The 25,448-nt window shown below is 54.0% G+C and carries 27 protein-coding genes and 1 riboswitch; of the genes, 21 read left to right on the plus strand and 6 right to left on the minus strand.

Going from position 1 to position 25,448, the window contains the following annotated elements; all coding sequences use genetic code 11:
* The first annotated feature begins 18 nt into the window (after positions 1-18).
* The 12 genes from M2298_RS00280 to M2298_RS00335 all read left to right on the plus strand — a co-directional run bounded on the left by M2298_RS00280 (position 19) and on the right by M2298_RS00335 (position 9,952).
* Positions 19-1,542, plus strand: a complete 1,524-nt coding sequence (locus tag M2298_RS00280) for an MDR family MFS transporter (RefSeq protein ID WP_274874964.1) — start codon at positions 19-21, stop codon at positions 1,540-1,542.
* 13 nt (positions 1,543-1,555) lie between these two features.
* Positions 1,556-2,077, plus strand: a complete 522-nt coding sequence (locus M2298_RS00285; protein ID WP_063228400.1) for a PadR family transcriptional regulator — start codon at positions 1,556-1,558, stop codon at positions 2,075-2,077.
* Between the two features lie 94 nt (positions 2,078-2,171).
* Positions 2,172-2,462 carry a DUF3817 domain-containing protein gene (locus tag M2298_RS00290; protein WP_122962782.1) on the plus strand — a complete coding sequence of 97 codons (291 nt, stop codon included), beginning with the start codon at positions 2,172-2,174 and terminating at the stop codon, positions 2,460-2,462.
* Positions 2,463-2,576: 114 nt separating this feature from the next.
* The gene (locus M2298_RS00295; RefSeq protein ID WP_122962783.1) at positions 2,577-2,774 is read left to right on the plus strand and encodes a hypothetical protein; all 198 of its coding nucleotides are present in this window, start codon (positions 2,577-2,579) and stop codon (positions 2,772-2,774) included.
* Between the two features lie 78 nt (positions 2,775-2,852).
* A complete protein-coding gene (locus M2298_RS00300; RefSeq protein WP_280648085.1) occupies positions 2,853-3,779 on the plus strand; it encodes an ADP-ribosylglycohydrolase family protein in 927 nt (308 codons plus the stop codon).
* Between the two features lie 174 nt (positions 3,780-3,953).
* Positions 3,954-4,472, plus strand: a complete 519-nt coding sequence (locus M2298_RS00305) for a DUF2179 domain-containing protein (RefSeq protein ID WP_122962785.1) — start codon at positions 3,954-3,956, stop codon at positions 4,470-4,472.
* Between the two features lie 192 nt (positions 4,473-4,664).
* On the plus strand, positions 4,665-5,393 hold the full coding sequence (locus M2298_RS00310; RefSeq protein WP_122962786.1) for an amino acid ABC transporter ATP-binding protein: 729 nt from the start codon (positions 4,665-4,667) through the stop codon (positions 5,391-5,393).
* A gap of 33 nt (positions 5,394-5,426) precedes the next feature.
* Positions 5,427-6,281, plus strand: a complete 855-nt coding sequence (locus M2298_RS00315) for a glutamate ABC transporter substrate-binding protein (protein WP_122962787.1) — start codon at positions 5,427-5,429, stop codon at positions 6,279-6,281.
* Positions 6,282-6,364: 83 nt separating this feature from the next.
* Positions 6,365-7,018, plus strand: coding sequence for an amino acid ABC transporter permease (locus M2298_RS00320; protein WP_063228395.1), 654 nt, complete (start codon positions 6,365-6,367; stop codon positions 7,016-7,018).
* Between the two features lie 13 nt (positions 7,019-7,031).
* Positions 7,032-7,682, plus strand: a complete 651-nt coding sequence (locus M2298_RS00325) for an amino acid ABC transporter permease (RefSeq protein ID WP_122962788.1) — start codon at positions 7,032-7,034, stop codon at positions 7,680-7,682.
* 80 nt (positions 7,683-7,762) lie between these two features.
* Positions 7,763-9,031 (plus strand): sensor histidine kinase, encoded by a 1,269-nt coding sequence (locus M2298_RS00330; protein WP_122962789.1) that lies wholly within the window; start codon positions 7,763-7,765, stop codon positions 9,029-9,031.
* Positions 9,032-9,034: 3 nt separating this feature from the next.
* On the plus strand, positions 9,035-9,952 hold the full coding sequence (locus M2298_RS00335) for a response regulator (protein WP_122962790.1): 918 nt from the start codon (positions 9,035-9,037) through the stop codon (positions 9,950-9,952).
* Between the two features lie 141 nt (positions 9,953-10,093).
* On the opposite strand, the gene M2298_RS00340 is transcribed toward M2298_RS00335, so the two are convergent.
* The 4 genes from M2298_RS00340 to M2298_RS00355 are packed head-to-tail and all read right to left on the minus strand — an operon-like array spanning position 10,094 to position 13,633.
* A complete protein-coding gene (locus tag M2298_RS00340) occupies positions 10,094-10,822 on the minus strand; it encodes an ABC transporter ATP-binding protein (protein WP_280648086.1) in 729 nt (242 codons plus the stop codon).
* A gap of 4 nt (positions 10,823-10,826) precedes the next feature.
* On the minus strand, positions 10,827-11,633 hold the full coding sequence (locus M2298_RS00345; RefSeq protein WP_274874965.1) for an ABC transporter permease: 807 nt from the start codon (positions 11,631-11,633) through the stop codon (positions 10,827-10,829).
* A 27-nt stretch (positions 11,634-11,660) separates the two neighbouring features.
* Positions 11,661-12,248: a nitrous oxide reductase accessory protein NosL gene (locus tag M2298_RS00350; protein ID WP_122962795.1), complete on the minus strand. Its 588-nt coding sequence runs from the start codon at positions 12,246-12,248 to the stop codon at positions 11,661-11,663.
* Positions 12,245-13,633 carry a right-handed parallel beta-helix repeat-containing protein gene (locus tag M2298_RS00355; protein ID WP_274874966.1) on the minus strand — a complete coding sequence of 463 codons (1,389 nt, stop codon included), beginning with the start codon at positions 13,631-13,633 and terminating at the stop codon, positions 12,245-12,247. Before M2298_RS00355 ends, M2298_RS00350 begins: the two co-directional genes overlap by 4 nt.
* A 281-nt stretch (positions 13,634-13,914) precedes the next feature.
* On the opposite strand from M2298_RS00355, the gene M2298_RS00360 reads away from it, so the two are divergent.
* A complete protein-coding gene (locus M2298_RS00360; protein ID WP_274874967.1) occupies positions 13,915-14,226 on the plus strand; it encodes a hypothetical protein in 312 nt (103 codons plus the stop codon).
* A gap of 93 nt (positions 14,227-14,319) precedes the next feature.
* Here the strand turns inward: M2298_RS00360 and M2298_RS00365 are convergent, their stop codons facing one another.
* Positions 14,320-14,850: a peroxiredoxin gene (locus tag M2298_RS00365; protein WP_173596032.1), complete on the minus strand. Its 531-nt coding sequence runs from the start codon at positions 14,848-14,850 to the stop codon at positions 14,320-14,322.
* A gap of 213 nt (positions 14,851-15,063) precedes the next feature.
* On the opposite strand from M2298_RS00365, the gene M2298_RS00370 reads away from it, so the two are divergent.
* Positions 15,064-16,662: an FMN-binding glutamate synthase family protein gene (locus M2298_RS00370; protein ID WP_274874968.1), complete on the plus strand. Its 1,599-nt coding sequence runs from the start codon at positions 15,064-15,066 to the stop codon at positions 16,660-16,662.
* Here the strand turns inward: M2298_RS00370 and M2298_RS00375 are convergent.
* Entirely contained in the window at positions 16,642-17,886 is a 1,245-nt protein-coding gene (locus tag M2298_RS00375; protein ID WP_122962799.1) for a copper amine oxidase N-terminal domain-containing protein, read from the minus strand. The two genes, M2298_RS00370 and M2298_RS00375, sit on opposite strands and share 21 nt — an antisense overlap.
* A 273-nt stretch (positions 17,887-18,159) precedes the next feature.
* Here M2298_RS00375 and M2298_RS00380 point away from each other — a divergent pair, with 273 nt between their 5' ends.
* The 7 genes from M2298_RS00380 to cbiB all read left to right on the plus strand — a co-directional run bounded on the left by M2298_RS00380 (position 18,160) and on the right by cbiB (position 25,416).
* Positions 18,160-20,250, plus strand: a complete 2,091-nt coding sequence (locus M2298_RS00380; protein WP_280648087.1) for a TerD family protein — start codon at positions 18,160-18,162, stop codon at positions 20,248-20,250.
* A gap of 180 nt (positions 20,251-20,430) precedes the next feature.
* A riboswitch (cobalamin riboswitch) is annotated at positions 20,431-20,652 on the plus strand.
* A gap of 270 nt (positions 20,653-20,922) precedes the next feature.
* Positions 20,923-21,462, plus strand: coding sequence for a cob(I)yrinic acid a,c-diamide adenosyltransferase (cobO, locus tag M2298_RS00385; protein ID WP_173596035.1), 540 nt, complete (start codon positions 20,923-20,925; stop codon positions 21,460-21,462).
* Positions 21,462-22,568: a threonine-phosphate decarboxylase CobD gene (gene cobD, locus M2298_RS00390; RefSeq protein WP_280648088.1), complete on the plus strand. Its 1,107-nt coding sequence runs from the start codon at positions 21,462-21,464 to the stop codon at positions 22,566-22,568. Before cobO ends, cobD begins: the two co-directional genes overlap by 1 nt.
* 5 nt (positions 22,569-22,573) lie before the next feature.
* On the plus strand, positions 22,574-23,104 hold the full coding sequence (cobU, locus tag M2298_RS00395) for a bifunctional adenosylcobinamide kinase/adenosylcobinamide-phosphate guanylyltransferase (RefSeq protein WP_233454051.1): 531 nt from the start codon (positions 22,574-22,576) through the stop codon (positions 23,102-23,104).
* Positions 23,101-23,841: an adenosylcobinamide-GDP ribazoletransferase gene (cobS, locus tag M2298_RS00400; protein ID WP_280648089.1), complete on the plus strand. Its 741-nt coding sequence runs from the start codon at positions 23,101-23,103 to the stop codon at positions 23,839-23,841. The genes cobU and cobS overlap by 4 nt, the downstream gene beginning before the upstream one ends.
* Complete coding sequence (locus tag M2298_RS00405; RefSeq protein ID WP_122962805.1) at positions 23,838-24,443, plus strand: histidine phosphatase family protein; 606 nt, start codon at positions 23,838-23,840, stop codon at positions 24,441-24,443. Before cobS ends, M2298_RS00405 begins: the two co-directional genes overlap by 4 nt.
* A 13-nt stretch (positions 24,444-24,456) precedes the next feature.
* Complete coding sequence (cbiB, locus tag M2298_RS00410) at positions 24,457-25,416, plus strand: adenosylcobinamide-phosphate synthase CbiB (protein WP_280648090.1); 960 nt, start codon at positions 24,457-24,459, stop codon at positions 25,414-25,416.
* Positions 25,417-25,448 lie beyond the last annotated feature (32 nt).

The following is a 25,448-nucleotide window of genomic DNA, read 5'->3' on the forward strand; positions in this document are numbered from 1 at the left end:
TCAGGGAGGACAACGGCAATGATCGCCAAAGAAAGCAAAGTGAATTTTGTCGTCGCGGGCCTCTTGTTAGGGCTCTTGATCGCGTCTATGGACAACACGATCGTGGCGACTGCCATGGCGACGATTGTGGGCGAGATGGGCGGCATGGACAAATTCGTCTGGGTAACATCCGCTTACATGGTCGCGACGATGGCGGGTATGCCGATCTTCGGCAAGCTTTCCGACATGTACGGGCGCAAGCGTTTCTACATATTTGGCCTGATCGTTTTCTTATTGGGTTCGATTTTGTGCGGAACGGCAAACAGCATCATCGAATTGAGCATTTACCGCGCCATTCAGGGGATCGGCGGAGGCGCTTTGATGCCGATTGCCTTCACGATCATTTTTGACGTGTTCCCGCCGGAAAAGCGCGGGAAAATGACGGGGCTGTTCGGAGCGGTTTTCGGTACTTCCAGCGTGTTCGGGCCGTTGCTCGGAGCGTATATCACGGAGTACGTCAGCTGGCACTGGATCTTTTTCATCAACGTGCCAATCGGGGCGCTGTCTCTTTGGTTTATCGCGAGGTACTACAGAGAGTCGCTTGAGCACCGCAAGCAAAGCATCGACTGGTGGGGAGCGATCACGCTTGTCGGCGCTGTCGTCAGTCTCATGTTTGCCCTGGAGCTTGGCGGCAATCAGTACGCATGGAACTCCGTGCAAATCATCGGACTGTTCACTGCGTTTTTCCTGCTGTTCGTGATTTTTCTGTTTGTGGAAAAGAAAGCTTCGGAACCGATTATTTCGTTTGCGATGTTTGAACGCAGATTGTTCGCTACGACGAATGCAGTCGCTCTGCTGTACGGAGCCGCTTTTATCATCACGACGGTCTATTTGCCGATCTTCATCCAAGGGGTATATGGCGGGTCTGCATCCAATTCCGGCTTGCTCCTGACGCCGATGATGCTCGGTTCGGTTGTCGGCAGCCAGGTCGGCGGTTTTCTCACGACGAAAACGAGCTTCCGCAACATCATGCTGCTGTCAGCGGTCTTTTTCGTACCGGGATTGTTCCTGCTCAGCACCTTGTCGCCTGACATGGCTCGCTCTACGGTGACGATCTTCATGACGATTACCGGATTTGGCGTCGGGTTCAATTTCTCGGTTCTCGGGATATCCGCGATTCATGGCTTCGACATGCGCCAACGTGGATCGGCCAGCTCGACGAACTCTTTTTCCCGTTCGCTCGGCATGACGCTGGGGATTACGGTGTTTGGCATTTTGCAGCGCAACCAGTTTGAAAATGGCATGGCTTCTGCTTTCTCCGGTCAAGGTGCAGCTGGTGCGATCACCGATCCGCGCGCGATTTTGACGCCGGAAGCAAGAGCTGCGATTCCGGCTCCCGTGCTGGAAAAAATGACGGACATTCTTGCTTCTTCCATCGCTCACACGTTTTTGTGGGCGCTTGTTCCCGCTCTACTCGCGGTCGTCTGTATTTTGCTGATGGGCAATGAGCGAGTGGTAACGTCGGGAAAAAAGGCTCCGCAAGCCAAGCCTGAACGCGGGTAAGAGGGGAGTAGCTATGAGTTTGAAATTGCTTATTTTAGGGCTGCTGATGGAAGGGGAAAAGCACCCGTATGAAATCCAGCAGCAGGTGAAGACGCGAGGAATCGATTGCTACGTCAAATACGCCAAAGGCTCACTCTACTACGCCATCAATCAGCTTGAAAAGGGTGGGATGATCGAGATTACGCAAGTCATTCGCGAGTCTAACCGCCCGGATAAGACAATGTATCGCATCACCAAAACAGGGGAGGCGGAGTTTCAGGAGCTGCTTTTGCAGGAAATGCGCAAGCCGATGCAACTCACCAATCCGATTTATACAGCTCTGACCTTCGCCTCTCATGGCGATCCCGCAAAAATGGGGGAAGCTTTGGCCGTGAACATCCAGGAGGTGCAACGGCTTGCTGCCTTGCTCGAATCGATCATGGAGCAGCAGCAACTGAATTGGGGGGCGAAGACGATCCTGATTGGGGCGATCGAGCATTTGCATGCCGAGGTGCGCTGGATGGAACGCATTCGCGAACAATCATGGGGCCGCTGATTTTGAATTTATTATGAACAATGGACAATTCTCATCATTTAGATAGTTTTTCGTTTATAATGATGATAATTACAAGCAAGGATGGTATCCGCCCATGATGAATACCGCACTCGGACGTTTTCGCGTTATCGGCATTATTGAAGGAATTTCGTATCTGGTGTTGCTGTTGATTGCGATGCCGCTCAAGTACTACCTCGATTTTCCGGACGCAGTAAAAGTCGCAGGCTCATTGCATGGCTTGTTTTTTGTCCTCTATATTTTGGCCTTGGCTCATGTTACATTTAAGGACAGATGGTCCATTTTGAAGGTAATCGTGGCGTTTATCGCGTCTCTGTTGCCGTTCGGCAATTTTGTTCTGGATGCACGATTGAAAAAAGAGCAATAAAACAACAAAGAGCGCAGAGGAAAGGCGGGTCATCGTACCCGTCTTTGCTGCACCAGCAGATAAGTTCAATCGTAGGTGGGTTGTCTATATTTACCACGACGGGGGAGGATCTGTGTGGAGACCAGGATTTTGGCAGGTGTTCTTTTGTGGGATAACGAAGGGCAGTATGTGCTGGAAACCGTGATGGAGAATCGGTACAAGCTGGTAATGCCGCAGATTATTACCTTCACGCAAAGCGACGAGAAGGTGGCGTCTGACGAGCTGGACGAGCAGCATGTCGGCAAGAGTGTGATTGCCAGATGTTTTGTCTGAAGGAGGTAGGGTAGGCAAGAGCCTATTCTGACCTGCTGATAAATAGATTGATAATTCTGTTAAAAGGTGGTGTTGGCTATGGAACTGCGTGAGCGTTATGCAGGCAGTTTGCTCGGTTTGGCAATAGGGGATGCGCTTGGAGCGACGCTGGAATTTCGCAAGCCAGGCACGTTTGAGCCGCTTACGGAAATGATCGGCGGAGGGCCGTTTGATTTGCAGCCGGGTCAATGGACGGATGATACTTCCATGGCACTGTGCCTGGCGGAGAGCCTGAGCGAGACGGGGAGGTTCGATCCAGAGGATCAAATGAACCGTTACTTGGCCTGGTATCGCAAAGGGTACATGAGCTGCAAGGATCACTGTTTTGACATCGGCAATGCGACAAAGGAAGCGCTGTGGCGGTATGAACAGACAGGACAGCCATACAGCGGATCGACAGACCCGAGGACGGCTGGAAACGGTTCGATCATGCGGCTGGCTCCTGTAGCGCTCTTTTTCGCAGGCGAGCCGAGGCAAGCCATCGACATGTGCGCCCAAAGCTCGCGCACGACGCATGCGGCAGCCCAAGCGGTAGATGGCTGCCGGTTTTTGGGTGCGCTGTTGCTGGGAGCTTTGCAGGGCGTGCCAAAGGAGCAATTGCTGGCGGGAGCCTATTCGCCTGTCGAGAATTTGTGGGCAGAGGAACCGCTTGATCCCGGCATTGCCCGCGTCGCTCTTGGTTCGTACAAAGGCAAAGCAGAGACGGAAATCAAAGGATCAGGGTACGTGGTAGAGTCGCTGGAAGCAGCGCTGTGGGCTTTTTGCACGACAGACACATTTGAGGCGGGCTTGTTTCGCGCTGTCAATCTCGGTGATGACGCGGATACGACCGGGGCTGTTTACGGTCAATTGGCAGGAGCCTACTACGGAGTCGAGGCACTGCCCAAGCGAATGCGCGATTTGCTGGCCAAGCGCGAGCTGATTGAGCAGATGGCTGACAAGCTGCTGGATCGGCGGGCAAACTGAGCAAATCTACCCAATTCTTTTGGTCATTAAGCTGTTTTGGGCTGTTGGTGAAAGGCGGCTCGCTGGAAAATTTTAAGCGTCCTTTTCCAGCTAGATTTTGCACGGCACATCGTTTATATTCGAGACGTGATTGGAAAACAGCAATGACCCGGTCTGGGTGGGGGTAGGGGAGAAATGGGCTTCGAGTTTGTGTGGATCATCATCGGGATTAACATTTTGTACGTGTCTTTTTTTACGCTGAGACTGTTGATGGTGATCAAAGGGTACCGCGTGTTGGCTTCGCTCCTGGCGATGGTGGAAGTGTTCGTGTATTTGAAAGGACTGGCGATTGTTCTGGATAACCTGGACAATCCGGTCAATCTCGCCGCTTACTGTATCGGGTGGGGAATGGGCGTGTACATCGGCAGCAAGATCGAGGAATATTTGGCCCTGGGCTATGTGACGCTCCAGGTGGTGGTCGATTCTGTCGATCTGGACGTTCCGGTGAAGCTGCGGGAACATGGCTTTGGCGTCACTTCCTGGGTAGCGGAAGGCCGCGATGGGCATCGGCTCATGATGCAAGTGCTGACCAAGCGCAGCAACGAAAAAAAACTGTGGCAGCTCATTCAGCAGATCGCGCCTAAAGCTTTTGTCATTTCTTTTGAGCCAAAACACTTGAAGGGCGGTTTCTGGGTGAACCGTCTGCGGGGATAAGGCGATCCCAAAACGAAGCCAGTTGACTTTTGTGCCGGGCAGGCATGGGGGCAACTGGCCTTTTTTGTGCTTAAATTCCGTTCACAATTTAGAAAATTATAAAGAGAAATAAAATTGATTTGTATTTTTCTGTAGATTCGGGTAGTTCGCCTTTACGATACAAACTATGAAAGAGAGCAAGGGGGGATCTGGTTGATCAGTTTTCATCAAGTCAACAAACATTACGGAAGCTTCCACGTCCTGAAAAACATCGACCTGCATATCAACCAGGGAGAGGTTGTCGTCGTCATCGGACCGTCCGGTTCGGGGAAGAGTACGATGGTTCGTTGCATCAACAGATTGGAAACGGTTACAAGCGGAGAGCTTTTGGTGGACGGCGTAAAAGTAAACGACAAAAATACCGACATCAACAAGCTGCGCCGCGATATCGGCATGGTGTTCCAGCACTTCAACCTGTATCCGCACAAGACTGTTCTGGAAAACATCACGCTTGCGCCGATCAAAGTATTGGGTGTCTCCAAACAGGAAGCAGAAGAAACGGCGCTCTATTACTTGGAGAAGGTAGGGATTCCGGAAAAGGCGGAAAAATTCCCGACCCAGCTCTCCGGTGGGCAGCAGCAGCGCGTAGCGATTGCCCGTGGACTGGCGATGCGTCCGAAAATCATGCTGTTCGACGAGCCGACCTCAGCGCTCGATCCCGAGACGATCGGGGAAGTGCTGGACGTCATGAAGACGCTTGCAAAAGAAGGGATGACGATGGTCGTTGTCACGCACGAAATGGGCTTTGCCCGCGAGGTGGCCGATCGCATCGTGTTCATGGACCAGGGAACGATTTTGGAAGAAGCGACACCGCAGGAATTTTTCGCAAGTCCGCGTGAAGAGCGCGCGCGTCTGTTCCTGAGCCGAATTTTGAATCACTAGCCATTCACATAAAAAGAGATGAGGGGTAATCAAATGAAAACAAAAAACGTCTGGAAAAAAATTGCGGGAATGGGTCTTGTCTTGATGCTTAGCGCAACTGCTTTGGCAGGCTGTGGCGGGGCCAAGTCGGAGGGAGGAACCGCTTCGACTGGCGCTGGTGCGGCAGCTGGTACCGGAACATTGGCAAAAATCAAAGAAAGAGACAAGTTTGTCGTCGGCGTCAAGTACGACCTGAACCTGTTCGGTTTGAAAGATCCGGCGTCCGGCAACGTAGAAGGCTTCGACATCGATATCGCCAAAGCGATTGCGAAAAAAGTGCTCGGCGACGAAAACAAAATCGAGTTGAAGGAAGTAACCTCCAAAACGCGCATCCCGATGCTGAAAAACGGGGAAATTGACGCAATTATCGCGACGATGACCATTACCGAGGACCGCAAAAAAGAAGTAGACTTCTCCGACGTGTACTTCCTGGCTGGACAGTCTTTGCTCGTGAAAAAAGACAGCCCGATCAACGGACTCAAAGACCTGCAAAAAGGGATGAAAGTGCTGACAGCCAAAGGCTCCACTTCTGCGAAAAACATTCGCGCCAGCGCGCCTGATGTAGAAGTGCTCGAATTTGAAAACTACGCAGAAGCCTTCACAGCGCTCAAGGCTGGACAAGGCGATGCGCTCACTACCGATAACGCTCTCCTGTACGGAATGGCGAAGCAAGATCCGAACTACCGTGTAACAGAAGAAACGTTCACCGAAGAGCCGTACGGTATCGCGATCAACAAAGGCGACGCTGAGTTTGTCAAAGCCGTCAACGACCTGCTGAAAGAAATGAAGGAAAACGGCGAATACGACAAGATTTATGAAAAATGGATCGGGGAAAAACCAAAAAAATAAGCGGTTCTACTCCATGACGGATGAGCGGTTCACTTCGCCGCTCATTCCCTTATTTTCTTACGACTAGGGGGATCGCTACAGCTATGATCGATTTTTCCATCTTGTTTGATCATTGGGATATGTACCTCGAAGGCTTCTGGAACACGGTGCAAGCCAGCCTGCTCGCTCTCGTCGGGAGCTTTGTTTTGGGAACGCTTTTTGCGATTTTTCGGATTTCGCCGATTCGCCCGCTCAACTGGATCGGAACGGCTTACGTGGAGTTCGTCCGCAACATTCCGCTGATTCTCGTCGTGTTTCTGTTCTTTGTCGGTCTGCCTGCCATGGGCATTTTGCTGGCGCCATTCGTAGCCGGGACGCTTGGACTGACCGTGTACACCGCAGCATTCATTGCGGAGACTATCCGCGCCGGAATTTTGGCTGTACCAAAAGGGCAAATGGAAGCAGCCCGTTCCTCGGGACTTACGTACGGACAGGCGATGCGCTACATCATTTTGCCGCAAGCGATCAAGGTCGTCATCCCGCCGATGGGCAACCAGTTTATCAACCTGGTGAAAAATTCCTCGGTGCTCGGTGTCATCGCGGGTCTTGATTTGATGTACTTCGGGGATTTGATTTCTGCCGACACATTCGTGACGTTTGACGTTTACATTTTTGTCGCTATCTTTTATTTGATTTTGACACTTCCGTTGAGCATGCTCGTCAGCTATTGGGAGCGACGCTTGGCTGGAAGCCGCTAAGGGAGGGGAAAACATGGACTTTATCGGAGCATACGCGCCCAGTCATTTGACCTTCCTGCTCGAAGGTTTCTGGCTTACTTTGCAAGTTGCCTTTTTAGCGATTGTGTTCAGCTTTGCGATCGCGATTGTCGTCGGGGTTCTGCGTTACGCCAATATTCCCGGTGTTTCCCAAGCTCTGGCTACAGTCGTCGAGCTGATCCGCAACCTGCCGCTCTTGTTGATTATATTTTTCACGTACTTTGCTTTGCCGGAAGTCGGCATCAAGCTCGACAAGTTTTATGCAGCTGTCCTTGCACTGGTCATCTTTGAAGCGGCGATGCTCTCGGAGATCGTGCGCAGCGGTTTAAAATCGGTGGAAAAAGGGCAAATTGAGGCTGCGCGTTCATCGGGCCTTACCTACGTGCAAACGCTGTGGCACATCATTTTGCCGCAAGCTTTGCGAAGAATGGTTCCGCCGATCGTCAGCCAGTTCATCTCGCTGCTGAAAGACACGTCGCTCGCCGTCGTAATCGCCCTGCCAGAGCTGATGAACCACGCGCAAATCATCAACGGGCGCAACGTCAACTACGTGATCCCGACCTTCCTGCTGGTAGCGGTCATGTACTTCGTCGTCAATTACGCCTTGTCGATCGTGTCCAAACGACTTGAAAACAAACACGCCTGATGCAAAAGCATCTGTTCGGATCTCCAGTTCTTAGTAAAATAGGAATGGGAGATCTTTTTGCGTAGGAAAGGGGGGAATCTATGCGCGAGCGCCTGTTGGTCCTCATGATTATTATGCTGGCAACGGCCTTTTTCGGAGAGATGAAGGTCAATCCACTTGGAGGATCGTTTCGCTTCTCGCTGGGGATTGCTGCTTTTTCTTTCGGTTTGCTCTGGTTTTCTTCCGTACCTGTGATCACGACAGGCTTTTTAACCGGGACGTTCATCCTCGGCTTTCGGGTCGGCATGGACATGCTCATGGGCTACGGCCCGTGGCTGGAAAGCGTGTATGATCACCTTCCCTCTGCGTTTTACTATTTCAGCTTTGCCATTTTGTTCCGGGTGCTGCGGGCAAGAAACTACGTGGAATTTCCGCTGAAAATGGGGCTGATCGGAGCTTCTGTCGACTTTGCTTCCAATCTGGTCGAATTGCAGGTGCGCGAGTTTTTGAACGGTTTTCCGCCGCTTACGTGGCAAGGCTTTTTCATGCTCTTGTTCTTCGGCGTATTGCGCAGCTTTTTCGCTGTCGGTCTGTACAACAGCGTCTCGATCCGGCAAATTCGGGCGGTTGGCGAGGTGCGCCAGCAAGAGCTGGAACGGCTGCGGATGATCAATACCGAGCTTTACGAAGAGGCGTTTTACTTGCGCAAATCGATGACGCAACTGGAGGACATCACCCGTGAAAGCTATCGGTTGTACAGGCGGCTGCTGACGTCGCAGCATGCCGAATCTCCTACGGCTTTGACGATTGCCGAGCATGTGCACGAGGTAAAAAAAGACTCGCAGCGCATTCTCGCAGGTATTTCCAAGCTGATCAATCAGGAGGGACTGGCTCCCCAGATGCCTGTCGGCGAATTGTGCGAGCTGGTGATGCGAGCGAATCAGAAGTATGCGGAGATGCTCGGAAAAGAAATCGAATTTGCCTGGAGCTGTCAGGTCAGCCTGGCGACCAATCAAATTTATGCGCTGTTGTCTGTGCTGAACAATTTGGTGGCGAATGCCGTAGAAGCAATCGACGGATCGGGTAAAATTGAATTGAACGTCAGACTGGAAGGGCGGCAAATCGTCTTTCAGGTGCTGGACACCGGGCCGGGAATCTCGCAGGATGAACGGGAGTGGGTGTTTGAACCGGGCTATACGACGAAATACGACGCGCAGGGCAACGCATCCACCGGGATTGGCCTGACACATGCTAGAGGCATCGTGCAGAGCTTGCAGGGACAGTTGCACATTTTGCGCGATCTGGGAGAGTGGACTCATTTTGAAGTGCGGATTCCGACTCATCAATTGCTGAGAGGGGAGGGAGGATAACCGATGATACGTTTCTTTTTGATTGAAGACGATGCCGTAGTGCGGCGCATGCTGGAGCGAATCATAGCGGACAGCGGCCTGGGCGAGATCGTCGGCCAGGCAAGCGATGGCAACTGTGTCTCCATCGATCAGCTTTACGGAGTAGATGTCGTCCTGATCGATTTGCTCATGCCTGGGCTGGATGGCATCCAGACGATCAAGAAGTTGCAAGCGGAAGGGTTCGCGGGCCGGTTCATCATGGTTTCTCAGGTGGAGAACAAGGAGATGATCGGAGAGGCTTATTTGCAGGGGATTGATACGTTTATCCAGAAGCCGATCAACCGCCTGGAGGTCATCGCAGTGCTCAAAAGGGTGTCTGATTACTTGACGCTGGAAGCCTCTTTGCAATCTATCCGCAAGTCGTTGCAAATTCTTGATGTCAAAGGAAAAGAGCAGCCGACGGGCGGGCTGAAAGCTCATTCCTCCGACGAGGAGGGCTTGGCGCAAAAAGCGAGACAACTGTTGTTGCAGCTCGGGATCGCAAGCGAGGCGGGGGCGCACGATTTGCTCGTCATCATGGGCTGGCTTGCGCAAAACGATCGGGAAGTGGACAAACTGCGGGATTTGCAGCTGAAGGAGCTGTACACGCAAATTTTGCTCAAGTTGCACGGCAGCCTCGACGAGCAGGCGTTGACCAAAGAGGTACGGGCGATGGAGCAGCGGATTCGCCGCATGGTGTTGCAAGCGTTTACGCATTTGTCCTCGCTCGGTTTGACGGATTACGCGAACCCGACTTTTGAGCATTTTGCCCCGCGCTTGTTTGACTTCCAGGAAATTCGCCAACGGATGCAGGAGCTGGAAGCCGGAGAAAAGACGACAAAATGCCGCATCAGCGTGAAAAAGTTTTTATCTGTTTTTTATATGGAAGCGAAGGCGATTTGAGTTACAAAATCATGGTAGACAAGGCTTTTCAGGGGAAAGGGATTGCCAAGGCAGCGACAGCGCTGATGATTGCCGAAATGGCTGCAATCAAATCGATGGACTGAATAAAAGCAAAAAGCTTGGGATTATTCCCAAGCTTTTTTATTGCGCATGCGCCCGAGACACCAGCTCCGCGAACGCACCGTACAGCCCGACATTGCCGTACTGCTCCTGGTACTGATCAATCGTGTCGTCGCGGACGATTTGTCCGTTCATGAGGAAAATCGCGCGGTCAGCCACGGCGTCAGCTACTTGAAGCTGGTGAGTGGAGAAGATGACCGACTGTCCCGCCAGGCGCAGCTCGCGCACGAGATCGACGAAGGCGTCCATCCAGTAAGGGTCGAGGCCGTTTGTCGGCTCGTCCAGGACGACCAAGGCCGGTTTTGCCAGGATCGCCTGGGCGAACAGCAGACGTTGCTGCATGCCTTTGGAAAAGTGCGAAACGCGCTTGTTGCGGGCATCGTGCAGACCGACGGCTTTCAGCATCCGGTCGGCATCTTCTGCGGTCCGATTGCGCAACGCTGCGTAAAACTCCAATGTCTCGCGTGCAGTCAGACCAGCCGTGAAGGAGAAATGGTCGGGCATGTAGCCAATCTGCTGCAAATAGTCGACGCGCTGCTCCTCCCAGCTCATGCCGTTGAGCTGAATCGTGCCTGTAGTGGGACGGAGAATGCCTACCAGCATGCGCAGGATCGTGCTTTTTCCCGCTCCGTTTCCGCCGCACAGAGCGACCACTTCGCCAGGCTCGATGCGCAGGCTGAAAGGATGGACAATCGTTTTGTCGTTGATCGTCTTGCTTACCTGATCGACGGTAAGACCGAATGTTTGCATCGTATTATCTCCTTTCCCATGCCCGGGTAGCGATAAACAGCGTAGCGCTAATCCACAGCAGACAGAGTGCGACGAAGCAAACGTCGCCGAGCGCCGAGTCGATCCAGTAAATCCACTTGTAGTATTCCGGCCCGAAAATGGCACCGCCGCCAAGCCGGGTCACAGAATAGACGCGGACAAATTCAGCTGGATTGAAAAAAGTCACGATTTGCAGCAAGGGCTTGATCCATGTGTACGGCACGAAGCTGAGCAAGGAAATCAACAGCGTCGGCCAGGCCAAGATGTAGAAAAACCAGATGCTGACGCCCATGGTCAAAGCTTGCCAGCGATTCCGGCACAGCGCGCCAATCAGCATGGCGATTCCGAGGAATAAAAGGATCAGACAAATCGAGAAGACGAGCAGGAACAGCAGGGTGGAAAAGGCAAAGCTTTTGCCGAGCAAAAGTCCAGCCACCCCGGAGATGCCGTAGCCAAAGCTGACGATGGCAATCAGGACGAGCGCCTGGCCGACGTATTTGCCGATGAGAAACGACGAGGTCGTCATCGCGTAGGTCGAGAGCAGTTGCCAGCTACCTTCCTCTTTCTCCGCAGTCAGGGAGAAAGAGGAGAGGAGCATCGTCATCAGCGGCAGCAAATACAAAATCAGATTGAGCATGGTGCCTGTCGTATACGTGTAGCCTTTCATGTAGGACTGCGACTGGATCACCAGCAGCCCCAGGCTAAACAGGGAAAACAGAGCCATGAAAGAGTAGGACCATGGGTTGCGGAAACCTACCTTCACTTCCCTTTTCGCAATCAGATTGATGTGCAAGGCTCGCCACTTCCTCTATTCGTGGTATTAGTGGTGTGTAGTCGTTGGCGTGCTTGTGCCATTGCCGTGTGCTGGGGCAGGAGTGCTCTCCGTACCGCCCGATTGATGTCCGCCCGAAGAATGTCCGTCTTTTTTCATATGCTCGCTCATGCTGCGTTCCCACGTGTGGCTTTTCAGGCCTTCCGCGTTCATGACGACGCCTTTCTTTTGTTCCGCCACGAATTTGTCCGCTTCCGCTTTGTCTTTAAACGAGTAGATACCGTAGCTCATTGGCGTTTTAAATTCTTTGTCGTAGGCAAAAGTTGCCGTATCGGCTTTTGTCCACTCTGCCGTATAGTAGTCGCGAACGTATTGCATGGCGACTTCGTCTGTTCCGTGTTCTTTCGTCCATTCATGCAAGCAGCCGATATCGTCGAACTTCAGCGCTTTGCCGTCCTTCAAAATGATTTCTGTTGCGTTGTGGTCGTTCGGCACGTGCATGTGGCAGAGGTCACATTTGTCTACGCCTTCCGCGATGTCTACAGGCTGTGCTTCTTCTTTTCCGCAGCCGACCATGAGCAGGCTGATTCCTGCGATTGCTCCCAGTGTGGTTACCCATTTTTTCAATTTCATCATGATTTCTTCACTCCTACGTATATGAATGTACAGCTTCCCAGTAAAAGAATGAGGCCAAGTATGCCAGCACCCCAGCCGCTGGTCGTTTGGGCATCGGCTGCCAAGACAGCGGATGTCGGCATCAGCGGCGAGTTGTCCCGAATCGGACTGCCTGCGCCGTTTGTGAACAAATTTTCCAGAAACACGAAGCCCGGCGACTGGAAAAACAGCTGATAGGCGGGAACGGCGTCAGTCAGGCCGAGGTAAAACGGGTTCATTTCGTACGGCAGATCGCTGATATGATCGCCGTCTACGTCAAGACCGAGCAAGTTGTCCCAATAGTTGCCGTTTATGTTGTCAGTGGCGCTGTCCTGGGCTTGCGCCGCGATGACATTGGAGATGAACTGGTTGTTCGTCCACGTGTTTTGCGAAGAGGACGTGAGCTGCATCCCGACGAAATTGAGCGCCAGCTGATTGCCTTTGACGGTAATCCCGGTCGAGCGCTCCAGGTACAGTCCGACCCGGTTCCCTTCGATGCGGTTGTCCGTGATGAGCGAGTTTTGCACATCGTACAGCAAAATGCCTTGGGAGTTCGGATTTTTCTGCTGCTTCAAAAATTGGTTCCCGATGACTGTGGCTTCGCTTGTTTCCATCAGCATCGCGCCTGTCACATTTTCGCTGCCGGTATTGTTTTTCAAAGTTGTATTCGTGGTGCCCATCAGGTGATAGCCGTAGCGCGACTTTTCCACCCAGTTTTGCTCCAGCTGATTGCCGCTGCTTTTCTCCAGGTAGATTCCGTCAAAGACGTTCGTCACCTGATTGTCGGTCAGGCGATTGCCATTCGAGTCGTACAGGTCGATGCCGTTTCCTTTTTGAGCCTGGACCGTCACCTTTGGCTTGCTTTGGCTTTTGGACAGATGAGCGCTGTGATCGTGGCCGGCATCACTCGTACTGCCCCTGTCTTTTACCTTGCCGATGACGAAAACTTTGTGCAGCGTATTGGAGTTGGCCCCTCGCAACTGAACGCCCGTTCCCATCGTATCCACGGTGACTTTTTCCAGCAGATTGCGGTTGCCCTTGACGATAATCGAGGCATCCTCGCTGTTGATTCTCCTGTCCACCACCGTAATGCCTTGCAAGGTAACGTCGTCTGCCGCGATGATCAAGGCAGCTTCCTCGCTCGGGTTGGTCAGCTTGACGTCTCCGTCTGCCACCAGTTTGAGCGGCTTCGTAATGCGAATCGGCCCTTCGTATTTGCCTTCCGGTATCGTGATAGTTTCGCCTGGTGCCGCCCGGTCGATCTGTGCTTGCAAGGAGTCTGCGGACTCTTCCGCCAGCGCTGTGAGGGCAGCAGGCATGACAAGCGCGATTGCCAGGGAAGCAGACAGCAGTTGGCGAAGCGCCATTTTTTTGTTCCTAGTACGAGTCAGGGTACGTTCCCCCCTTTGTAATGAGAGCTCTCGATAATTCCTCCTGAGGGAAGGGGCTGCCAGCTAAGACTAGGATAGCAGTCCCGATTCATTTGCGTATGACTCAAACGGGCTATAAAAGGTGTCAAAAATCGCAACGATTATAAAAAATGGAAGGGACTTCATCCGAAAGCGGAGGTGCCGGAAAGGCTGGAAAAGGGCAGCGAAAGCGGTCATACTAGCTAGGAAGAATACAGGAGCGAAAAGGAGGGCGGAGCATGGACGCGACGATCGAAAAAGCACTGCGCCAGACGCTGGATGCGTGGGAGCGGATGAAAAGAAGCCATGAGGATGACGCCGAAGATGACGCCAACCAGTTCGAGGCGTCGTTTTACAAGCTGATGGATGCGATTCGCGGCTGGTTCAATGAGCTGCCAGCAAAGCCCAAAACGCTGGAAGACGCGCTGCTGCTTCCCGATTTGGCAGAGGTCGCCGACCAGATGCCGGGCGAAATCGTGCTGAACTTCGAAACGGAGCTGGAGCTGATCGTGGACGGGCAAATACGCGTGGACGACGAGAAGTACGATTAGGCTGTTTGTTCGCCAAAAAGAAACCTCGACCGGAGCTGTCAACCAGCTCGTTCGGTCGAGGTTTTTCGTTGCCTGTCAGTTGCTGTATGCCTGTTAAGAGATCGTTTTTTGCCCTGGCTTCCAGTCCATCGGACACAGGCCGCCGGATTGCAAAGCTTCAATGACCCGCAATGTCTCATCTACGCTTCGGCCCACTTTGGAGTTGGAGACAACCGCATACTGCAAGATGCCTTCCGGGTCAATGATGAAGCTCGCCCGCAGCGGTGCTTTGGTCGCTTCATCGAGCACGCCGTAGCTGTTGGTCGCTTCTTTGCTGTAATCAGAAGCCAGCGGGAACGACAGCGGCCCGATTCCGTCGCTTGCTCTCATCCAGGCTTTGTGCGTATGTACACTGTCTCCGCTGACGCCGAGCACTTCGACGTTCAGCTCACGGAACTCGTCAATTCGGCGATTGAGACTGAGAATTTCGGTCGGGCATACTTTGGAAAAATCAAATGGATAAAAAAATAGCAGCAGCCACTTGCCGCGGTAATCGACCAAGCTTCTCGGAACAGGGAAGCCGTTGTCAAACGTCACGGTGTCCATCGTAAAATCGGGTGCGGGAAGTCCAATGCGTGCGCTCATCGAGAATCTCCTCGTTTCTGTAGGCATGATGTATGGTTCTGCTATCAAATTATCATGAATGATATTTATAATCAATATCATTTGAAAGTTACTTTAAATAATATTTTGCACAAAAACAGGAGCGGAATTGCCCTAAACCGCCGTACTGTATGAGAGGAAGGATCAGGTAGCATCCTAATGAACGAAGATGCTCAATGCCGGAGGGGAAACAAGATGCAGTCGATACTTTTGATCATGGTGCTCGTGGTGGTGGTACTGCCGCCGCTTGTCTTTTTCGGATATATGTACGCCTTGTCCAAACAGCCGAAGCATTCGATTATCCGCTCGCACCCGTTTTTGGGCTGGGTGCGCTATTTGCTGGAAAAGCTCGGGCCGGAATTTCGCCAATACTGGTTTGACAACGACACAGACGGCAGACCGTTTTCCCGCGCTGATTTCGTCGGGTTGGTCTACGCGGCGAAATACCGCACGGATCTCATCTCGTTTGGCGGCAGACGAGATTACGAAAAGCCGGGCTTTTACTTGTCCAACGCCATGTTTCCCAAGCTGACGAGCGAGCTGCGGGTAGACAACGAGCAAGTGCTTGTGGGCAAAAAGTACGTGATTACAGATGAGGGCCTGTTCACTCGCCAGGAAAAGTTCATCGAGGAACAAGTGAAGCCGTGGCTGCTGGCTGATCAGGATGCGATTGTCGTGGGAGAGCGCCGCGAACACCCGTGGCGGCTCAAAGGCATGTTCGGGGCATCTGCCACATCGTACGGGGCGGTCGGAGAAAACTACATTTTGTCTACGGGAAGCGGAGCCAAAATGGCGGGCGGTTCCTGGATCAACACAGGGGAAGGGGGCGTGGCGGAAGTCCACCTCGCTACAGGCGCGGATATCGTCGCACAGATCGGGCCAGGCATGTTCGGATACCGCGATGACGAAGGGCGATTCTCGATCGAGGAATACAAGCGCAAGGCGAGTCAGCCTGCGATCAAAGCGTTTGAACTGAAATTTCATCAAGGGGCAAAAATACGGGGCGGCCATCTCGAAGGCTCCAAGGTGACAGAAAAGGTGGCGGCAGCGCGGCTGGTGCCTGTGGGCAAAACGGTCAATTCCCCCAACCGTTTTGCGTTTCTGACCAAACCAGAGGAGGCTCTCCGGTTTGTCAGCACGTTGCAGGAAGCGGGCGGAAAGCCAGTGGGAATTAAAATCGTCGTCGGTGACGCCAAAAGGCTGGAGCCGCTGTTCGCCAAAATGACCGAGCTGGATATTTACCCCGATTTCATTACGGTTGACGGCTCGGAGGGAGGTTCTGGCGCGACTTTCAAAGCGATGGCGGACGGGATGGGGCTGCCGCTCTATCCTGCGCTGCTCATCCTCGACGATGTGGCGCGGAAATTCGGCGTGCGTGACCGCTTCAAAATTTTTGCGTCCGGCAAGCTGATCACGCCTGACAAAGTGGCGATTGCTCTCGCCTTAGGGGCGGACGCTGTCAACTCTGCGCGCGGCTTCATGATGGCGAACGGCTGCATCATGGCGATGCAATGCCATACAGGCAAGTGTCCGACCGGAATTACGACCACGGACGCCAAATACCAGGAGGCGCTCGCCCCGGAAGAAAAGCAGTGGCGGGTCATGAACTATATTTTGCAGTTGCGCGAAGGCTTGTTTTCGCTCGCCGCAGCCTGTGGACTGGAAAGCCCGCGTGATTTTACTCGCGAGCATGTCGTCTACACGAATGAAAGCGGCCAAAGCGTGCGGGTAGCGGATTTGTTCCCGTATCCCGAGCCCGAGCAGCCCGGACACTCAGAAGCTGTCTTGCTTTAGTTTCGTCCAGTGGTTGTAGTCATGAATGGCAAAGCCTGCGTAGCTTGCGTGCTGAGCGAGCTTTTCCTTGGCGAGCTGAAGCTCTGTTTTCAGCACATGTGTCGGCAGCGAATGAAAAGTCGTATGGGCGCCTTCCGCGCTGGGGGCGGTTTCGATTCCGACGATGACCTGCTTGCCCAATGTGCCCGCTTCCCGCAAAATCGGCTGGGCATTGGCGATGATTCCGTCATTGCCCAAAGCGGAGTTGCGGTAATCCATGATGACCACCGCATCGGCTTTTTCCAGCATCCACGCACTCAAACTGTAGCGGGTGTCGGGAACCTTGACCTGATGCAGCCAAAAAGGAATGTCCAGCGTAAGCCGCAGACCGTTCGCTTTTGTTCTGCGCTCGATCAGGCGTATGCTGTCCATCCAGTTGCTGACGACCCGTGTCTGATCGCTTTTCCATTCGGGAAGCACGTACGGTTCAATGTCAAAATGCAGCCCGGAAAACCTCTCCTCAGGGGCGACAGCCGCATTGTAGGCTTCGACCCAGTCGATAAAAGCCTCGATCTGGCTGTGGCCGGAAGGAAAAGCCCATCCGGGGCGGCCGTTCAATGCTTCTACTTTGATTTGCCTTTTTTGCGCTTTTTGCATGAACGATTGGTATACAGCTTGCGGAATGTCCTTGTCGATTTGCAAGTAAATGCTCGTCACTTGCTGTTCCGCGGCAAATTCAATCATTCGCTCCTGTTCCTGACCGCTCAAAAGCAAGGACGCATCCCACAGCCACGTGCTGTGCTGCTTTGGAGCGGCTGTCGCGATAACAATCAGATTGCGCTCGGCGTTCCAATCGATCCGGGCGTCAAATGATTCGCTGATAAAACGGAGCGGCACCATTGTCCGGCCATTGCGGAGCGCAGCTGCCGTATCCAGCTGGACTTGCTTGCCGTTCACGTGCGCAATGCTTTGACCGACCGTCAGCCTGATCGTGGTTGTCGCGTTTTGCAGCGTAACCTGTCCGGTTTTTGCATCCCATTGCGTGCGCAGCCCGAGCTTTTCAGCCACGAATCTGACGGGCACCAGCGTACGTTGCGAGCGTGCGTCTACATACGGCTGGACGTCGGGAAAGGCGACAGCTTGCCCGTTTACCGTGACGTCGACGGGCTGTGCGCAGACAGGAGTGCCGAAGGAAACAGCGCTTTGCAGTACAGCCAGCGCCATGATTTGCTGAATTTTTTTCATCTGTCATGTCCTCAATGTTTTTCATTTCAGGCAGGTGCTGTCTTATTGTACTATGGGGTTGTTTTCCAGTGCCTGATCGAAAGGATGCAAGGCCAAACAGACCGCCTGTGAAGAAACTCCTATTTTTCGGGAGAGCCTTTACAACCTATGGCAAACAGGATAATATGTATAAAAATGACAAAAGGAACAAAAAAATCAGGCTATTGTACACCTTCCTTCTACTCAACTTGGATATTAGGGGTACTGCTTTCCTGATTTTTTTTATTGCTGCCGATGAAAAATCAAATCTACCTTCGCCGGAAAAACAAACTGATTGTGAAAGCGGGACAGCATGAATTGCCTGTCTCTTACTTGGCTGCGGCCTTGCGCAATATGGAGAGCCTGGGCTACACGTTTTCCCTGGAGCTGATCGAGCGAATCCGCACGCTGTCCGAAGCGGAATTTTTCCCGCTCTACTCGGAGGTAGTGAGAGTTTTAAAAGACATGGTCGGTGCCTCCAGGCGCTTTAAGCCTTTTTATCCGAATTTCCCGCGCCAGGTCATGGAAGCGAGCGACGGGGAACTGTACCTCCAGGCGATTATCCATTACTTGACGTGGCAGCTTCCCGTGCATGAAGTGAAAAAGCGGCTGCCGCTCCTGAAAGAATCCCGTTTGAAAGTGATTCAGCTGGGAACGGACGAAGAGCTGCTGCAAATAGGCATGAACATGCTGCGGGCGAACAGTTCGCTCTCCGCTCAGGACAAGGAAGACTTGAAAGGCTTGATTCACGGTTGCAAAGGGATTGCGGAAGCTTTGCCGCCGGAAATCCCGCACAAGGAAAATGCCGCTGTCGTGGCGAGCGTGTTGCTTCGGGCTGACAAAATGCCGCCTGACTTTTTGGCGAAGTATTGCAAGACGTCGACAGATGTTCTGCGACTGGCGGCGGCTCTGTCCGACGGGGATGTCAGCCTGGCTGCTCCTGTGAAGTTTCGCAAGTTCAGACGGGCCGAGCGCAGGCTGTTGCTTCGATTGCTGGAAGCAAGCCCGAACCTGGCGGAAGACATGCAGCGCTATAAAAACCGCTGGATTCGCCTCGGGGAGATTTTGCATCCTTTTGAATACAAAGACCGCTATCCGCGGGCAGCGGAAGCGTTTGATATTTTGCGCAACAATCGGCGCATCGAGACTTTCAACAGTCAGGTCGAGCTGGCGATCCTGGTGTGCGATATAAAAGAAGCGACCAGATTGCTGATGCAACGGCCAGGTGAATTTGCCCGACGGCTGGATCACATGCTCCGCTTGACGGAAGCGGGCGATCAGGTGTTGCGCTCCTTTGAGCAGATAGCGACTTCTGTATCGACCCCCGTCCTTTTGCAGGTGATGAATCACTTTGACAAGCGGGAGCGATACGGTGAGTGGCGAACGTTCTTTCCAAAAGGAGAAGTGGCAAAAGTACAGGCGATCCCCAATGCGCTTCCACGGCTGGTGGATGAACAGCGCGCGCGTGCAGCCGGGATATGTCGCGAGGTGTTGATTCAGCGCTTTTCTGCCTTGCCTGCTCTCGGAAAAGTTTATATCGACCCGCAATTGCACGAGCAACTGGTGCCTTTTTCCCAAAGATCGGCAAGCAAGGCGTTGCGCACGATAGCGCGCGGCTCCAGACTGCCGATCCCCGAGGGGAGCACGATCCGCTTTTTCACCTGGTGGAAGGAAGGGATCGTCAACGATGTCCCTACCGGGCGGGTAGATATCGATTTGTCCGCTGTCCTGTATGACGAGAAGTGGACGTACATGGAGCATGTGTCCTACACCAATTTGCGGTCCGAGAAGTATCGCGCCTGCCATAGCGGCGATGTCGTACAAGCGCCGAACGGAGCGTGCGAGTTCATCGATGTCGATATCGAGTCAGTGCTTCGATACGGCGGGCGCTATGTCGTGATGTCACTGAACTCGTTTACGAGCCAGCCGTATTGCGATTTGCCGGAGTGCTTCGCAGGCTGGATGATCCGCAGTCAGCCCGAGTCCGGCGAAGTTTTTGAACCGTTGACAGTTCAGGATAAAGCCGACATCGCTGCCCGTTCGACGATCTGCCTCCCGGTCATTCTCGATCTGGCAGAGCGAAAAGTCATTTGGACGGACATCGCGCTGCGTTCGCATCCGCGCTTCGTCAACAACGTAGAGGCAAATGGCGGCGGTATCGAATGGATGGGCCGCGCGCTGACGACACTTGTGAAGCCGACCTTGCACGAGCTGTTCACCCTGCACGCACAGGCGAGAGGGACGATTACCGACCGGATGGAGGAAGCAGACACGGTTTTTTCCATGGAAGAGGGGATTACCCCGTTTGACATGGAAGTGATCTTGGCTGATTTCCTCGCTGGTTAATGATGGGAAGTTTAAAAGTCAGCTCAGGCTGGCTTTTTTCGTTGTTTGCAAGAATCGCTCCCTCGGATTTTCCGTGTTTTTCCATTTTCCCTCTCCGATTTGCAGCTTTTGCTTGAATCCACGGTAGCATTTGCTATTATTAAAACAAGTGAGTGTTATTGAAATGAATGAACGACATTTGAATAGGATAGAAAACAGGTCCTTGTGTTTTTGCGAGTGCTTATTTCGTGAAAGACAGGGTTAAAAGGGAAGTTTGGTGAAATGCCAACGCGGTCCCGCCACTGTAAAAGAGTAGCTCTTCTTCCTGGCAACGGCGCCATCCACTGCCCCACTACGAGGCGGGAAGGAGAAGAAGAGTGATGATCCTTGAGCCAGGAAACCTGCCTGTTTTGGTGTATGCACTGTTTTCCTTCGGGTCAAAGGAAGAGGTGAGGATTGTTTTTGTCAGCTATCCGCGCTTTGTTTTCCTTCTAGATTTTGGAAAACAAAGCGTTTTTTTGTGCGCCTGACAAGCAATCGCTGACACTTTTTGGACTGGACAATGGGGTCCCCGAAAAGTACCTGAAAAGGGCTGGAGAAAACTATCCTTTTTAGGTAACTGACGGGGGCCCTGAAAAGTATGTAGGGTCAAAATGACAGCAAGGTCTTCACTTCAATCTGGGGGTGTGCGTTGTGAGCAATAAACGTGGACTGTTTTTGGTCTATACCGGAGACGGAAAAGGAAAGACGACAGCAGCGGTGGGCCTGGCTGTACGGGCGACCGGGCGGGGGAAAAAGGTGATTATGATTCAGTTCATCAAGTCGCCTGAGCGGACGTATGGAGAGAAAATCATTTTTGACAAGCTCGGCATCGAGATCGTGCAAAAGGGCGTAGGCTTTACGTGGACGAAGACGCCAGAGGAGCATCGGGAAGCGCTCAAGGAGGCGTGGACTTTTGCCCGGGAAAAGCTGTCTTCGGGAGCGTATGACGTCGTGATTTTGGACGAGCTGAACAACGCGCTGGCGATCGATCGTTTTCCCATTGACGATGTGCTGCCGCTGTCGGATGTTTTGGAAGCGATTCAAAACAGGCCGAGCCATGTGCATCTGGTCGTGACGGGGCGGAGCGCCAAGCAAGAAGTGATGGACATGGCTGATCTGGTGACAGAAATGAAGCCGCTCAAGCATTACTATGACGAAGGAATACCAGCAGTGCTGGGGGTAGAATTTTAATGAACGTGCTGGAAACGTATGGTCACGGTGGCGACTTGCTGACCGCCTCGCAACGCTTTGGCGTAAAGCCAGGGGAGTTTCTCGATTTCAGCGCCAATATCAATCCGCTCGGCATGCCGGAACGGGTCAGGGACATGCTGCTGGATTCGCTGTCTGCGGTGTTGCGCTATCCGGACCCGGGACACCGCGAGTTTCGCCAGGCGCTGGCGAAGCGTCTCGGACTGCCGGAAGCATGTCTTTTGCCAGCCAATGGAGCGGCGGAAGCGATGGCTTTGGCGATTCTCGGGCTGCAACCAGAGACAGTCGGCGTCGTGTATCCGTGCTTTTCGGAATATGCAGAGCTTTCCGAGCAGTTTGGCGCGCGTGTCATTGGTTGCTACGGAAAAGCAGAGAACGGCTACAAGCCGGATCGCGCCGAGCTGTACAAGCTGTTTGAACAGGCTGATCTCGTATTTGTCGGCTCGCCGAACAACCCGACCGGGATCTTGTACGAGCCGCAGGAGCTGTTGCAAATGGCGGACTGGGCGGCAGAGACAGGCACCTGGCTGGTCGTGGACGAAGCTTTTCTCGATTTCGTGGCGGAAGAACGGCAATTTACGCTGGCGAGTCGCCTGGAGAGCTTTCCGCGGGTCATTTTGATGCGGTCGATGACGAAAATGTATGCGATTCCCGGCCTGCGTCTGGGATACGCGATCGCCCATCCGGACGCGATCGCCAACATGCGGCAAAAGCAAGTGAGCTGGAGCGTGAATGCGCTGGCCCTTTTGGCGGGGGAACTGTGCCTGATGGAGCAGGAGTACGAGCGAAAAACCCGCAGCCTGATCGCCGAAGAGCGGGCCAAATTGCTCGACTTCGTCGGCAAGGAGCTGGGATGGCAAGTGTGGCCGGGAGAGGCGAACTTCTTGCTCGTTCGCTCGCCGGGGGAGCTGCCGGCGGCCCAGTTGCAAGAATGGCTTGGCAAAAAAGGGGTGCTGATCCGCAATTGCGCGATGTATCCCGGACTGACTGCCCATGACGTGCGCATCGCGGTTCGCGGAAGTGCGGAAAATGCTCGCCTGATGGCGGTCTTGCGCGAGGTGCGGGATGAAAGGGGCGGCAAGCGTTGAGTCTGGTGTTGGTGACAGGCGGCGTTCGCTCCGGCAAGAGCCGCTTTGCCGAAGAGCTGGCCGAACAGGCTGGCGAGCGAGTTCTTTACGTAGCAACGGGGCAAGCCTGGGACGAAGAGATGAAGCAGCGGATCGAGCGGCACAAAGAGCGCCGTCCAAGTCAATGGGGAAGCGTCGAGGTAGGGGAGCGGCTTTGCGACTACGAGAGCGTTGCATCAGGCTACGGGGTCGTGCTGATTGATTGCTTGTCGACATGGGTGAGCAATCGGCTGATGAGCGTCGAGGAAGCGCAGTGGCGCAGCCAGGAGCATACCGAAGCGCTTTTGCAGGAACTGGAGGCGTGGCTTGCCCTCGTCAGCCGCTCCCCGCAAAAAGTGATCGCAGTCACCAGCGAGGTCGGCTTGGGCGGAGTGGCGATGAACCGGCTGGGCAGATGGTTCGCCGATGTGCTCGGGGATGTCAATCAACAGACTGCACGGCAGGCAGATGCCGTCTACGCGGTAATGGCCGGAATCCCGTGGAGGATCAAAGGATGAATGCATTTTGGCACGCGATTGCCTTTTTTACGCGGATTCCCGTCCCGTGGCTGCGCCCATCCGATGAGGCGTGGAAAAAAAGCGTCAACTGGTATCCTGCTGTCGGGCTGGTCATAGGTATTTTGCTATGGGGTGTCCACCAGGCAGGGCTTTCGCTCTTCAGTCCGTGGCTTGCCGCCGTGTTGACGCTCGTCGTCTGGGTGTACATCACAGGCGGACTGCATCTCGACGGCTGGATGGATTTGGCGGACGGATTGGGCAGCAGCAGGCCAAAAGAACAAGTGCTTGCGATCATGAAGGACAGCCGCGTGGGTGCTTTTGGCGTGCTGGCGGCGCTTTTGCTACTGCTGCTCAAGGCGGGCGCTTTGGCAGAGCTGACACATCCAGGCTGGGGGCTGCTCCTCGTTTTTGTTCCCGCAGCGGCGCGGACCCATGTCCTGCTTGCCATTCGGTTCTGGCCGTACTTGTCGGCGGATAAAGGGATCGGCAAAGGCATCAGCGCCGGATTGTCGCTGTGGGCGATCGTCATCGGCTATGTGGCTTTGCTCGCAGTTGGCTGGCTGGCAGGCGGCTGGCAGGTCGTCGCGGCGATCGCTGGATCGTGCTTGTTCGCTCTGCTGTTCTGTCGTTCGGTTGCCCGCAAGCTGGGCGGGCTGAACGGGGATTGCTACGGGGCGGTCATCGAGAGCAGCGAGGCGGTCATGCTGCTTGTACTGGTCGGGAGTTGGTGGTTATGAGGTGGGTCTGGATACGCCATGGCGAGACTGACAGCAATCGGGAACACAGATATCTCGGGCATAGCGACGTCCCTTTGAACATAGATGGAAAAAGGCAGGCGAGTGAACTGGCAGAGCGCTTGTCCCGCCAGATCGAACGGCCTGATGCGCTCTACGCCAGCGATTTGCTCCGGTGCATGGAGACGGCCCAACCGCTGGCCGACGTATGGGATGTGCCGATCATCTCTGTTCCGGCTTTGCGGGAGCTGTCTTTTGGCGACTGGGAGCTGCTGACCTACGACGAGCTGATGCAGGCGGATTGCGAGCGGGCTACGCGCTGGTACGACGATCCTTTTCACTGCTGTCCGCCTAACGGGGAAAGCCTGCAAGCGCTGGGCCACCGCGTAGACGGCTGGTTGTGCAAGCTGATGGATCGGCAACAGCGGGAACCAAACGAAACGACCGTATTGGTTGCCCACGGCGGAGTGATCCGCTGGTTCCAGGCGGCATGGCTTGCAAAAGATCCGCGCCAATACTGGCAAGTAGACGGGCTAAAGCACGGAGAAGCGCTGTTTGCGGAGTGGGATGGGCAGCGCTGGCACAGACAAAGGCTGGGAAGCTAAAGAGAGGGACAACATGACGGAAGTGTGGGTATTGTGCGCGGCATACTTGATTGATCGGGCGGTAGGCGACCCGCGCAGCTTGCCGCATCCGGTGGTGATCATCGGATGGTGGATCACGCGGCTGGAGCGTGTCATTCGCGCTGTCGTCAAGCGGGAATCGCATTTGAAGCTGGCGGGAATCTTGTTTCCGCTCCTGATCGTGTCAGGCAGCTATGCCGCCGTCTGGCTGATTTTGTGGGTGGCTGCTCTCGTGCATCCACTGCTCGCGTGGGTGGTTGGAGCCTGGCTCATCTCCACGACGATCGCGACAAAAGGCTTGGCGGACGCCGGGCTGGAGATTGCCCGCCATCTGCTGGCAAATGACATGGCGGCGGCAAGGCGATCCTTGTCGATGGTGGTAGGGCGTGACACGGATCAGCTCGATGAGCCGGAAATTTGCCGGGGGGCGGTGGAGACGGTAGCGGAAAACATCGTGGATGCGATTGTTTCCCCGCTGATCTACGCCGCATTGGGCGGTGCGCCACTGGCGATGGCTTATCGGGCGGCCAACACGCTTGATTCGATGGTCGGCTACAAAAATGAGAAGTACAAAAACTTGGGCTGGGCGTCCGCGCGTTTTGACGACGTGATGAATTACATACCCGCTCGCCTGACCGCGCTGCTTTTGGTCATGGCAAGCTGGTTGCAACGACTGGACTGGAGACAGTGCTGGGCGATGATCAAAAGAGACGCGCACCTGCATCCAAGTCCAAACAGCGGATTGCCGGAAGCGGGGGTGGCTGGCGCACTTGGCGTACAGCTTGGGGGTCTTAACTACTACCAGGGTGTGCCGTCCAATCGGGCAAGGCTCGGGGACCCGCATCGGCCGTTGGCTGCTGCCGATATCACGGCAACCATTCGTCTGATGTATCTCACTTCCTTGCTGTGCCTGCTTTTATGTTCGGGGATTGCAGCAGCTCTGGCACTTGTCTAGCCGGATGATGAGCGAAAAGACACCGTAAGAGT

This window comes from Brevibacillus sp. 1238 (assembly GCF_029892995.1).
GTDB lineage: Bacteria > Bacillota > Bacilli > Brevibacillales > Brevibacillaceae > Brevibacillus > Brevibacillus parabrevis.